Raw genomic sequence first — 12428 nt, 5'->3', positions numbered from 1 at the left:
CACCCGCTCCTTCTTTAGTGTAGAAATAACGTATCCAATCTGTGCCTTAGCAGACTTTCGGTCTCATTCATCAATTTTTCACCAATGTCATCGACATGTCTGTTTCTCCATGATTCCAAATCCGTGCCCTTTACCCAATGATTAAAAGCGCCTAAAGACGGGCCGCAGTGAACTTGGAAATTCACCTTTTGTTCTTCCTGCCCTTCCAAAGCAAGCAGACATCCTCTTTGCAAATACCACTTAAATAGTAACAGCATCTTATATTTTTGATTGCGCTCAGCTTTTTGGGCCAGGTTCGGCTGTTTATCTATTATGATTTCGTAGATTTCATCAAAAGTCTTGTTAAAATAATCATTTTCGAGCTGAATCTTTGTCTTTTCATCTATCTCACTCAAAGACTCGTATTGTTGGTAGATTTGAAATAATTTATTTGCCCTGACCGGAAACAGCGTGCCCTTTTTCAGCACCTGAACCTTTGTTCCGAACTCAAACAGAGTCTCCGAAGGCGCATAAGCAGTATCGCATATTCCTGTCTCACTCAGCATTTCTTTAATAAAACCGCTTGTTTCGGCTTCAACTGTACATTGATTAATGGATCCCGTCATAATAAAATCAGCGCCCATTAAAAAAGCAGACGCCGCAGACTCGGGAGTCCCGATTCCTCCCGCAGCCCCGATCCTTATCTTCCTTGCGTATTTGTGTGTTTCCATCATTTCATCCCGCAGGTTAACAAAAAACGGCAGCATCGCCGTCAATGAGCCCTGTTCAGTATTACTACCGCAATCTGCTTCAATAATGATATCGTCTGCTGCCGGAATACGGCTGAGCCACTCCGCCTGCTCTTCCGTCAGCATACCGTGCTGACACATTCTCTTTACGATACTTTGAGGAGGCGGACTCAGAAATGCGGCCGCAACTTCCGGCCGTGAAACTTTGGCAATGATCCGATTATGAGGTATAACCCTGCCGCTTTTGTCTATCTTCAACTGATGCGCCTTGTAATAAATTAATGGTGCGCTGACGGAAAGATACGAAGACGCTTCTATTACTCGTACGTCATGCTTGATATATAAATCTATCAATTCCTTTTCTCTATCTTGATGATCCGGCTCAAATCGCAGATTCATTCCGTAGGGCTGGCCATTTTTGAGTGTCTCCTTAATAGAAATAAGGGCCTGTTCAATTTCCCTTATAGGTAAACCCGCTGTGCCAAAGAACCCCAGCATTCCTTTCTTCCCGAGGCGGATCAGCATTTCAGCGGAAGAGATCCCTCTATGCATCGCACCTGCCAAATACGCGTATGTCAAACCGTAATCTTCTTTGAAAGATTGATCACCCAATCGGGACACCGGTGAAGCTGCACCGCTCTCTATATTTTCGGCCAAGAGGCTATGCTCTTTCCCGCTTTCCGAATTGTCCTCGTTCCCTTCAGAAAAAAAGAGACTGTCTTCCGGCGCACTGATAGTAAGCGGTTCCTCATCTCTTTGTATGGTGTGAATTAATTTAGTCAGAATGTTGCCGGGACCGATCTCTTCAAACACAGTTACGCCTTGTCCCATTAGATACCTGATGCTTTCAGTCCATTTCACCGAGTTTGTTATTTGTTCAATTAAATTCCGTTTGATATCTTCTTGTTTATAAGGTCTTGCCGTATAGTTAGAGATGACCGGGAAATTCAATTCAGAAAAATGAAACTCCTCGATGAATTCCGCAAATTCACGCTGTGCACTTTCCATGAAACGAGAATGAAAAGCTCCGCCGACTTGCAATACGATATAAGCTTTCGCCCCTTCTTTTTCAAAAAAAGAGGCTGCCCGCTTTATCTCATCTGCAGCCCCTGCTATCACAATTTGTGAAGATGTATTGTAATTGGCGATATCTATTTGGCCGAATTCATACTTCTGAAGTATTTTTTTTATGTGGTGCTCATCCAGTCCGATCACGGCAGCCATTCCGCCCTCGGAAGCCTCACTCATTAACTCGCCTCTTTTAGCAACCAGCCGGAGACCTGTCTCAAAATTAAAAACGCCGGCCGCAAAAAGCGCAGTATATTCACCCAGACTATGTCCTGCAACAGCATCAGGGCGTGTATGACCTTCTTTTAAACCCTTTAAATATTGCAGTGCGCTCACTGTATAAATTGCAGGTTGTGTATACTTCGTATCAGTCAGCCTCTCTTTTTCATCTGAAAGGCATAAATCCTTTATGGAATATCCTAAAATATAATCTGCCTTTTTAATGAGCTCACTGAATTCATCGAATAAGTCTCTGCCCATTCCTTTAAACTGCGCTCCCTGTCCGGGAAAGACGTAAGCAAGCATTTGTTTTCCTCCTGTTCCGTATTTCTGCCGTTTCTTTTCGTTCCGATTTGATTAACGTTTTTCACTTCAATTTTAAAATTGTCGTTTACTCTCAGCACACTTACTTAATAAGCATTACTAAGCAAAATAAAAAAACCTTTATGCCGGATAAAGGTTTAAAAGCAAAAAGCATGTACAAATATCATATTGCCGTAAATATAAATAGATAGAATTTTCTGATAATTAAAATCACATTTTCATTCTGTTTTATATATATCAATATAATAAAAACATTCCAACGTGCCGAAACAACGATTGGTTTTATGTGAATATTTCCCTAAATAAATACTATACCATGATTTACTTGTTGTCAATGGGAAACACACGTATATACCAATTCTTCAGCCGCCTTTTTACAGGCGGCTGAACTCGGTTGTTATCAGTTCATCAGCCCATGCCGATATGCCTTCACTATACTATTTGCGGAATAATAGTTCTTTCTCTTTGTTGTAGTCTTTAGTAAATTGATTGAACTCATCTGCTTGTTTATGCACCTTTTCGTAAACTGAGTTTACTTTGCTGATTTGCTCTTCCAGCTGCGCTAATGTGAGCTTTTTATCTTTAATCAGTTTATAAAGGTCCTTATCAAGTGAAATGGCTTTTTCGTACTTTTTGTACAAAAGATCATAAGATGCATACCTTTTCCCCATTAAAGCGACAGCATGCCCGGCTTTTTCTTTTACTTTCTTATCCTTTATTTCTTGAGAAGTTTTTTTGGCGGATTCAAACGCTTTTTTTGAATCATCAATACTGTCTTTTTCTGCTTTCAGATGTTTTTTTCGCTGATTTGCATTGCTCAGAGCCTGATCAGACAGTGTGACAATTTTCTGGTAATCATCCATATTCAGTTTAACCGCGCTGTCGTATAGCTGATGCTCTTTTTTCTCCAATTTTTCTAATGTTTTCTGCTCTTTTTGAAACGGTTTTTCCGCTTGAACGGCTTTTTCCATCGAGTCATGAAGCGATTCAACCGGATCTTTTCCCCCGCAGCCGGCAAGCAGCATACTTGCGGCGCCGAGCGCTCCGATTCCTGCTAATACCTTTTTTTGAATCATATTCACTTAAAATCCCCCAATCTTGACAATTTCCACTATAGAAGCCCGAACGCTTTTTGACAATAGCTGAGCTGTAATTGACATGACCGGGTAAAAAGACGCTTACGGTGCTGTCAAAGAATACTTGCATAAAAAATTGAGAAAACAGGGCGGATGACCATACATCTTTTTGGCTTTTACATAGTTTATAGTAGACGCCGGCCCTGCTGACAGAGGGTCAGCGTAATTAAAAGAGGAGGTTTTTTTATGTACGGATATGGATTTGGCGGCGGATTTGGCGGCGGTTGCTGCGGCGGCGGATATGGTTATGGCGGCGGTTACGGTTACGGCTGCGGCGGCGGTTACGGCCGCACATTCGCATTAATCGTCGTATTGTTTATCTTATTAATCATCGTCGGTGCCGCTTATTTAGGCTGCGGCTGCTGACCCTATACAACATGAACATCGGCCGGCCTGCTATGGCCGGCCAATTGTTTCGTTGCGCCGCGATAAAGAAATTCGCTATAATTTACATATTAAGCTTTAGGAGTGAAGTTTCTTGATTACTATGGAAAATATTGTACGCGACGGACATCCCGCGCTCAGAGAGATCGCTGAAGAAGTTCAGCTTCCCGCTTCTGACGAAGAAAAACAGCATCTTGCTGATATGATTGAGTTTGTGAAAAACAGCCAAAATCCTGAATTAGCCGAGAAATACAAGCTTCGTCCGGGCGTCGGTCTTGCCGCTCCCCAAACAGACGTAAAAAAACGGATGATCGCCGTTCATGCAGAAGATGCGAAAGGCACTTTATACAGCTATGCTCTTTTTAACCCTAAGATCGTCAGCCACTCAGTGGAAAAAAGCTACTTGACGAGCGGAGAAGGCTGCCTGTCGGTAGACGAACCCATTCCCGGCTATGTGCCGCGCTACGCCCGCATCCGCGTAAAGGCGGTGACGCTTGAAGGAGAACAGATTGACATCCGCCTCAAAGGTTTTCCGGCCATCGTGTTTCAGCACGAAATCGATCATCTGAACGGCGTGATGTTTTACGACCATATCGATAAAGAAAATCCGTTCAAAGAACCTGAAAACGCCATTGCCATTGACCGTTAAAAATAACCGGCACTTCCCAAAGTGCCGGTTTTCTTTATTTCAAAAGGTCCAGTTCTTTGACGGCCCAGCTGATTCCCTCTTCATCCACCGGCTTTGTGACGAAATCGGCGGCACCTTTTAATTCCGGAACCGCATTTCCCATCGCCACCCCGGTGCCGACAAAACGGATCATCTCAAGGTCATTTAATCCGTCGCCGAATGCATAAGTGTCACTTACGCCGTACGGAAGCCGCTCAAGCACTCTTTTAATGCCTTCCGCTTTTGAACCGCCTTTCGGAAGCACATCCGTTGACAATTCGTGCCAGCGGACGTAATCAAACTCCGGAAAAGCGGCATATGCTTTTTCTTCGTGTCCGCGGCAGAATAAAAGCAGCTGATAAATTTCTTTTCCTTTATAAAAAGTTTCATCAACTTCGGGATAAGGCGCTTTCAGACTGCCGATTCCTTCCGAGACGTGCGGATGTCCGGGGACGGTCGTTTTCATCGTGTCTTCCGCCATAAATACGACGGGGTGCTCCCCTTCTGCCGCCTGCTTTAATAAACGCGCAACCGCATCTTCAGGAAGCGGATTTTTATAAATGACCTCACCTTCAAATACGACATACTGGCCGTTGTATGAAATAAATGATTCAATCTCAAGCTCTTCCAGAATCGGTTTTACCATAAACGGGGACCTTCCGCTGGCGATAAAAACGTGATGGCCAGCCTCTTTAAGCGCCTTCACGGCGTTTCTTGCGCTATCGGGAATATGTTTATCATGGTCATAGATCGTGCCGTCAATATCAAAAAAGATCAGTTTTGGATTCATGTCAATTTCTCCTTTTTCCCGTTTATCAGTCGTGTCTTTTTCAATATCATCATACAGAAAGTTTTTCTTCCGGAAAACCGCCTTGATGAAATTCCAGTTTTACCCACGAAAACAAATTCATTTTTTCCGCATACTACTTCTATAAAGGGCTTTAAAGGAGGTATACGATGCTGCGCCGATTACGGAAGAAACTCAGAAGACAGTGGGGCGGAATGCTCCGGAAAAAAGTCATCGCGTAGAAGGGATCTTTCGTTTTTTGAAAGTCCCTTTTTTGCTCGAGACTTTCCTTATAATCCGTTTTCGAATATAATAGAATAAGCGAGTCTAACATACGGCATTTAAGGAGAGATTTGGATGATTTATAAGGTATTTTATCAAGAGAAGGCTGACGAAGTACCTGTTCGGGAAAAAACAGATTCACTTTACATTGAGGGCGTTTCAGAACGGGACGTCAGAACGAAACTGAAAGATCAGAAATACAACATTGAATTTGTTCAGCCTGTGGACGGTGCTTTTTTAGAATATGAGAAGCAGAGCGAAAATTTTAAAGTATTGGAGTTATGAGCGGAATGAAATTTGTAAAAAATGACCAGACTGCCGTTTTCGCCCTCGGCGGATTGGGCGAGATCGGAAAAAATACGTACGGAGTGCAGTTTCAGGATGAAATTGTACTGATTGATGCGGGAATCAAGTTCCCGGAAGATGAACTTCTCGGCATTGATTACGTAATCCCCGATTACACGTATTTAGTAAAAAATGAAGATAAAATTAAAGGTCTGTTTATCACCCACGGTCACGAAGACCATATCGGCGGTATTCCGTACCTGCTCAGACAAGTAAATATTCCCGTTTACGGCGGTAAACTCGCGATCGGCTTACTTCGGAATAAACTTGAAGAGCACGGGCTGTTAAGACAGACCAAATTAAACATCATCGGTGAAGACGACATCGTGAAGTTCCGCAAGACATCTGTATCCTTCTTCAGAACGACACACAGCATTCCGGATTCATACGGAATCGTCGTCAAAACACCACCGGGCAATATCGTACATACCGGGGACTTTAAGTTCGATTTCACACCGGTAGGCGAACCGGCAAACTTGACAAAGATGGCTGAAATCGGGAAAGAAGGCGTTCTGTGCCTGCTTTCTGACAGTACAAACAGTGAGGTTCCTGATTTCACCATGTCAGAACGCCGCGTAGGCGAAAGCATTCACGATATTTTCCGAAAAGTGGACGGCAGAATTATATTTGCGACATTCGCTTCGAATATACACCGTCTTCAGCAGGTGATTGAAGCAGCCGTTTTAAAAGGCAGAAAAGTTGCCGTATTCGGACGCAGTATGGAATCGGCTATTGAAATCGGACAAAATCTCGGCTACATTACCTGTCCTAAAAATACGTTTATTGAGCATAACGAAATCAATCGTTTGCCTGCCAATAAAGTAACAATTTTATGTACGGGAAGCCAAGGTGAACCGATGGCGGCGTTATCACGCATCGCTAACGGGACGCACCGGCAGATTTCCATTAATCCCGGAGATACGGTCGTCTTTTCTTCCTCTCCGATTCCCGGAAACACAATCAGCGTAAGCCGCACCATCAACCAGCTGTACCGTGCGGGCGCAGAAGTCATTCACGGTTCATTGAATGACATTCATACATCCGGACACGGCGGACAGGAAGAGCAGAAATTAATGCTCCGCCTGATCAAACCGAAGTTCTTTATGCCGATTCACGGTGAGTACAGAATGCAGAAAATGCACGTCAAACTCGCGACTGATTGCGGTATACCTGAAGAAAACTGCTTTATCATGGATAATGGCGAAGTGCTGGCCCTCAAAGGCGAAGAAGCCGCTGTGGCAGGCAAAATTCCGTCCGGCTCCGTTTACATTGACGGAAGCGGAATCGGTGATATCGGCAATATCGTGCTCCGCGACCGCCGCATTCTTTCAGAAGAAGGCCTTGTTATCGTTGTTGTCAGCATCAATATGGACGACTTTAAGGTTTCGGCGGGGCCTGATTTAATCTCAAGAGGTTTTGTATACATGAGAGAATCCGGTGATTTGATCAATGACGCGCAGCAGCTCATTTCGAACCATCTGGAGAAAGTAATGGATCGGAAAACAACGCAGTGGTCCGAAATTAAAAACGAAATTACCGATACGCTTGCTCCGTTCCTATACGAAAAAACAAAACGCCGCCCGATGATCCTTCCGATCATTATGGAGGTCTAAAAAAAACTGCACTCATTACGAGTGCAGTTTTTTTATTGCAGCGGAATATGCTGAAAGGCTTTGACATCAAACAGACCGGCTGCTGTCATTTTAATATCCGGAATCACCGGAAGCGCTAAAAACGATAATGTGAGAAACGGATTGAAATCACCGGTGAATCCGAGCAGAGGAAGCTTCTCATGAAGCACGCCCAAGCTGTCATTGACCCATTCCGCCGACTTATCAGACAAAAGCCCGGCGATCGGAAGCGGAACGGAATGAAGCAATTCTCCGTTTTTCACGGCTGTTAATCCTCCTCCGGTGTCACGGAGCCTGTTGATTGCTTTTGCCAAATCGGCATCGTTTGTACCGACGGCGATGATATTATGGGAATCGTGAGAAATGGTTGTGGCGATGGCGCCTTCTTTTAACCCGAACCCTTGTACAATCCCGAGTCCTAACATTTTTTCGCCGCTGTGCCGCTCTGCGACGGCGATTTTTAATAAATCATTTTCTGTATCAGGACGAAACGCGTCAGCAGACGGTGCAGGCACTTCTTTTTTTCTCGTCTCCAAATGATTCGGTATCATTTTGATTACATTCATTTTCTTGCCTTCTTGAATCGGTATATGAAAATCCGATTCAGTCAGCGGCGCTTTCAGCCGCACTGTATCCAACAGCGCCTGGTCCGGCGAATAGGAACCGGCAGACTGTTCATAAACCGTGCGTCCGTTCTCGGCGACGGTCCGGCCGGCGACCATGGTCTTCGTGACGGCAGCCTCCCGTACATCTGAAATGAACAGCAGATCTGCGTCAAAACCCGGCGCTACCGCCCCTTTTGTTTCAAGGCCGTAGCACTCAGCCGCATTTAAGCTGGCGAGCTGATACGCAAGGAATGGATCAAGTCCGGCCTTTATCGCCATTTTGACTTGGTGGTTCACACTTCCTTCTGAAAGCAGATCATCTACATGCTTATCATCCGTGCAAAAGAAAAAGCGCCGCGCGTTTTTTTCATTCACCGCCGGCAGCACATTGAGCGTATTTTTCGCCACCGATCCTTCGCGCAGCATGACATACATTCCCCGTCTGATTCTGTCCAGCGCTTCTTCTTTTGTCGTCACTTCATGATCATTTGACACCAGTGCGGTTCTGTATATATTGATGATCTCTGAAGACAGTCCGGCTAAATGCCCGTCGATCCGTTTTCCGTGACGCTTGGCATCAAGCAGTTTCTGAAGCATATCCTCTTCACCTTCCGCAACAGACACATAATCCATTACTTCCGCAAGTCCGAGCACCTCTTTCTCCTGATAAAAAGGCTTTAAATCCTCGGCTTTTAATACGGCTCCTGAGCGTTCAAAGCTAGCGGCGGGAACACAGGAAGGAAGCATGAAACGGATGTTCAGCGGCGCCTTTTTTGCCTGCTCTATCATAAATGAAATGCCTTTTGCTCCGGAAACGTTCGCAATTTCATGAGGATCAGTAATGACAGTAGTCACTCCGTGTGGGAGGACGGCTTTAGCAAATTCAATCGGAGTAACCATAGAGGACTCGATATGAACATGTCCGTCAATAAAGCCCGGAACGATCATTTGACCTTCTGCATCAATGACTTCTTCCCCTTCATATTCGCCCAGGCCGACGATCACTCCGCCCGTAATGGCGATATCTGCAGAAATCCATTCCTGGTTAAATACATCCATGATTTTTCCGTTTTTAATGACGGTATCGGCTTTTTGTCTGCCGGCTGATGCGTTCAGCCGTTCAGCCAGTGTTTCTTTGTTCAAAATGAGGCCTCCTCTTTTTCTTTATATGGTACAATATGCTATCGGATCGCCTGATCATAGTCAATAAAAATTGCAGAAAATACCGCTTACATGATAAATGTCTTTCTATTCTGACATAATAAAAGACCGTCCTTTTACGGACGGCTTTTCACTTTGTGTGAAGCACTCTTTTTTCAAATCGGGAAATGTCCGTAAGAGAGCCGATAACGATGAGAATATCTTCTTTTTGGATCATTTCAGTCGCCAGGGGAGATACGATCACTTCTTTTTCTCTCTTGATGGCCACGATATTAATGCCGTACTTCGCCCGGATGTCCAGATCAAGCAGTGTGTTGCCCGCAAGCCTGCTGTTGGCCACGATCTCCACAATGCTGTGTTCGTCGGACAGCTCCAAATAATCAAGCACATTATTTGATACGATGTTGTGGGCGATGCGTTTTGCCATGTCACGTTCAGGGTGGACGATGTGGTCGGCCCCGATTTTCGCAAGCACTTTCTCATGATAATCGTTCTGCGCTTTAACCGTGATCGTGTTCACGCCGAGTTCCTTTAAGATCAGCGTCGTTAAAATGCTCGCCTGTATATTTTCGCCGATTGCCACAATGACGTGGTCAAAGTTGCGCAGCCCTAAGTTTTTCAGCACTGATTCATCGGTTGAATCGCCGATGACCGCGTGTGATGCGATTTTGGCGTATTCATTTACTTTATCTTCATCAATATCCATCGCCATGACCTCAAGGCCTTCTTCACTTAATGCTTTGCAAATACTTCCGCCGAAGCGTCCGAGACCGATAACGGCAAACTCTTTTCTCATAACAGTACTCCTTTAAACAATATCTCTAATAGGGATAGTATCACATTTTCGGCAATGAGTTCATATAGCGTTTAAGCTTTTCTGAAAAGGCGGGCGATAAATACAGGTCCGCTCCTCGTTCGATTTCTTCCTGGTAGTGACCCGGAGGCGCAATTTCCTCAGCTTTATCAAGCACAAGAAACGTCAGGACGCCTCTGTATACACGGCCGCCGGCACACACTTCTATGAACGCGGGACGGTATGTGTGGTTATCAACACCTTCTCTTTTGTACAGATAGGTTGCCGCTTCAAACGGAAGCTTGTACAGCACGCCTTCAGTTCGTCCCCCATCTTCAACAAGATCGGCTCTGGAACCGTCAGGACGCCTTAACGTGAATCTCGTCGAATACCCTTCAACAACCGCCCCTCCGACCGGCTCGGCAAAAAAGTGATCGACCCCCGCCTGTTTAAACCGGGCATTGTCCATACAGGAGCCGTATGCGAAATAATAAACCGGACTGTCATCCTCCCGTTTCATAAAACGGTATTCTTTCCAGTCTCCGCTTTTGATACGGCTGAATGAGGCACACTGGTCGGGCTTTACGACATATGCGAAGGCGGTTTTATTCCCGGCATCCGTCGTCACGGCAACCTCTTTCCGATCAAAATCAGCATAATACGCATCCAGCTTACGGATCATCTGATGATCTGTTTCATACAATTCCCCGTACACAAAAGCTGTTTCTGCTAAAGACGCCGCAGGCTGACCTTTATCCGTTTCGTACAGCACGCCGTTTATCGCAGCCTGCTCGCACACACACGGAGCGCCCTTCAGCAGTTCATGATTTTCTTCACGCTTCCGTAACAAACCGTATACAAAAAGAAGCAAGTTATTTTTCCTCCTTTTGGACAGCAGCCGCTTCTAACGGCAGAATCACCTGAAACGTACTGCCTTCTCCATTTTTGCTCTTAATGTTAAGTTTACCATTATGCTCCTTCAGAATTCGTAAACAAATCGGAAGACCGAGACCCGTTCCCTGATCTTTTGTTGAGAAAAACGGTTTCCCGATGTTTTCAAGCTTTTCTTTCGACATGCCGTTTCCTTCATCCTGTATGCTGATCACCGCGTATTCTTCATCCCGTTTTGTATAAATATGAATATTCCCGCCGTCAGGCATCGCTTCAATTGCATTTTTAATAATATTGATAAATACCTGTTTCAGCTGGTTTTCGTCACCGTTGACCATACAGGACTCAGTCTGCCTGAAATCCTTCTCAATCACAGTGTTCGACAGCACCGCGTTCGTGTCAAGAAGCGTCGCCACCTGCCTTAAAATATGGTTGAGATGATGAGCGGTAAACGTCACGGTCTGCGGCTTGGCGAGCAGAAGCAGCTCCCCCAGCACGAGATCAATCCTTTTAATCTCCGAAAAAATAATATCAAAATAATCCGTTCTTTCCGGATACTGGGCTTTCATCAGCTGGAGAAAGCCGCTGACTGACGTTAAAGGATTTCTTACTTCATGGGCGATTCCTGCCGCAAGCTCCCCGGCAATGGCCAGCTTTTGAGATTGCATGGCAAGGCGTTCGTTCGTTTCCAGAAGCTCGTCGACCGCTTTTTTCCGTTCACTGATATCAGACATCGTCCCCAGGCTTCCGACAAATTTCTGTCTGCGGTCATAATACAGCTTATAATGGACTTCTCCCCAAAAGATCGTGCCGTCTCTTTTAATATATTTGGCCGTAAACATTCCTGACGGGGACTGCTGCTTGATTTGGGAGATAATATAATCAATGATATGTTTTTCTTTTATAAAATAATCATTATACATCGTGCCCATACATTCGCTGATGGAGTGGCCCGTAATCGCCGTCCAGGCCTGATTCAAATATGTAATATTCCCTTGTGCATCCGTCTGAAAAACGATTTCCTGCAGATTGTCCATGATCCGGTTTTTCTCATCTGAAAGCGCCTTTGCTTTCTGCTCGCTGTCCTTCAGCTCCGCCAGCAGCTGCTTTTTATTATCCACATAATAAGCCAGCAGCCAGACGCTGATTAATGTGACGGCGGTAAAGGTGATGTCAACGGGCCAGTTAATCGGATTCCGTTCAATCATATAAAATAAATAATCCCAAAACATAATAAAAATCATTGCCAAGATTAAGGAAATGATACGCGCTTGATATTTTCCCATAGTCCCACCTGCCGCTAGCATTTCTACATATATTGTAACATTGTTGACTGCATTATTGACTAAAAAATGATAACTATTCCCAATTAATTGAGCAGGTTCGCTTACTTTTCCCGTGAGTTTT

The 12428-nt window shown here is 44.8% G+C and carries 11 protein-coding genes; 4 read left to right on the top strand and 7 right to left on the bottom strand.

Going from position 1 to position 12428, the window contains the following annotated elements; genetic code table 11:
- Positions 1-14: 14 nt before the first annotated feature.
- Together fabD and G4O42_RS07295 are read right to left on the bottom strand one after the other, a co-directional pair.
- A complete protein-coding gene (gene fabD / locus G4O42_RS07300) occupies positions 15-2321 on the bottom strand; it encodes an ACP S-malonyltransferase (RefSeq protein ID WP_032874767.1) in 2307 nt (768 codons plus the stop codon).
- Between the two features lie 455 nt (positions 2322-2776).
- The gene (locus G4O42_RS07295; protein WP_032864631.1) at positions 2777-3415 is read right to left on the bottom strand and encodes a YkyA family protein; all 639 of its coding nucleotides are present in this window, start codon (positions 3413-3415) and stop codon (positions 2777-2779) included.
- 246 nt (positions 3416-3661) lie between these two features.
- On the opposite strand from G4O42_RS07295, the gene G4O42_RS07290 reads away from it, so the two are divergent.
- Complete coding sequence (locus tag G4O42_RS07290) at positions 3662-3841, top strand: YjcZ family sporulation protein (RefSeq protein ID WP_007409651.1); 180 nt, start codon at positions 3662-3664, stop codon at positions 3839-3841.
- 112 nt (positions 3842-3953) lie between these two features.
- Entirely contained in the window at positions 3954-4508 is a 555-nt protein-coding gene (gene def, locus G4O42_RS07285; protein ID WP_003154544.1) for a peptide deformylase, read from the top strand.
- Positions 4509-4542: 34 nt separating this feature from the next.
- Here def and G4O42_RS07280 read toward each other — a convergent pair whose 3' ends face one another.
- Positions 4543-5316: a Cof-type HAD-IIB family hydrolase gene (locus tag G4O42_RS07280; RefSeq protein WP_032874765.1), complete on the bottom strand. Its 774-nt coding sequence runs from the start codon at positions 5314-5316 to the stop codon at positions 4543-4545.
- A gap of 354 nt (positions 5317-5670) precedes the next feature.
- Here G4O42_RS07280 and G4O42_RS07275 point away from each other — a divergent pair, with 354 nt between their 5' ends.
- Positions 5671-5880 carry a DNA-dependent RNA polymerase subunit epsilon gene (locus tag G4O42_RS07275; RefSeq protein ID WP_003154548.1) on the top strand — a complete coding sequence of 70 codons (210 nt, stop codon included), beginning with the start codon at positions 5671-5673 and terminating at the stop codon, positions 5878-5880.
- 5 nt (positions 5881-5885) lie between these two features.
- The gene (gene rnjA / locus G4O42_RS07270; RefSeq protein WP_007611151.1) at positions 5886-7553 is read left to right on the top strand and encodes a ribonuclease J1; all 1668 of its coding nucleotides are present in this window, start codon (positions 5886-5888) and stop codon (positions 7551-7553) included.
- A 32-nt stretch (positions 7554-7585) separates the two neighbouring features.
- Here rnjA and ade read toward each other — a convergent pair whose 3' ends face one another.
- The 4 genes from ade to G4O42_RS07250 form a co-directional block, all read right to left on the bottom strand.
- On the bottom strand, positions 7586-9319 hold the full coding sequence (ade, locus tag G4O42_RS07265; protein WP_032874763.1) for an adenine deaminase: 1734 nt from the start codon (positions 9317-9319) through the stop codon (positions 7586-7588).
- Between the two features lie 148 nt (positions 9320-9467).
- Positions 9468-10133: a Ktr system potassium transporter KtrC gene (gene ktrC / locus G4O42_RS07260; protein WP_003154554.1), complete on the bottom strand. Its 666-nt coding sequence runs from the start codon at positions 10131-10133 to the stop codon at positions 9468-9470.
- A 40-nt stretch (positions 10134-10173) separates the two neighbouring features.
- Positions 10174-11001 carry a gamma-glutamylcyclotransferase family protein gene (locus G4O42_RS07255; RefSeq protein ID WP_015239773.1) on the bottom strand — a complete coding sequence of 276 codons (828 nt, stop codon included), beginning with the start codon at positions 10999-11001 and terminating at the stop codon, positions 10174-10176.
- Position 11002: 1 nt separating this feature from the next.
- On the bottom strand, positions 11003-12307 hold the full coding sequence (locus G4O42_RS07250; protein WP_032874761.1) for an ATP-binding protein: 1305 nt from the start codon (positions 12305-12307) through the stop codon (positions 11003-11005).
- Positions 12308-12428 lie beyond the last annotated feature (121 nt).

Origin of the sequence: Bacillus sp. LUNF1, from assembly GCF_011008975.1 — a bacterium.
GTDB lineage: Bacteria > Bacillota > Bacilli > Bacillales > Bacillaceae > Bacillus > Bacillus velezensis.
This window is presented reverse-complemented; position numbering and strand designations above follow the sequence as displayed.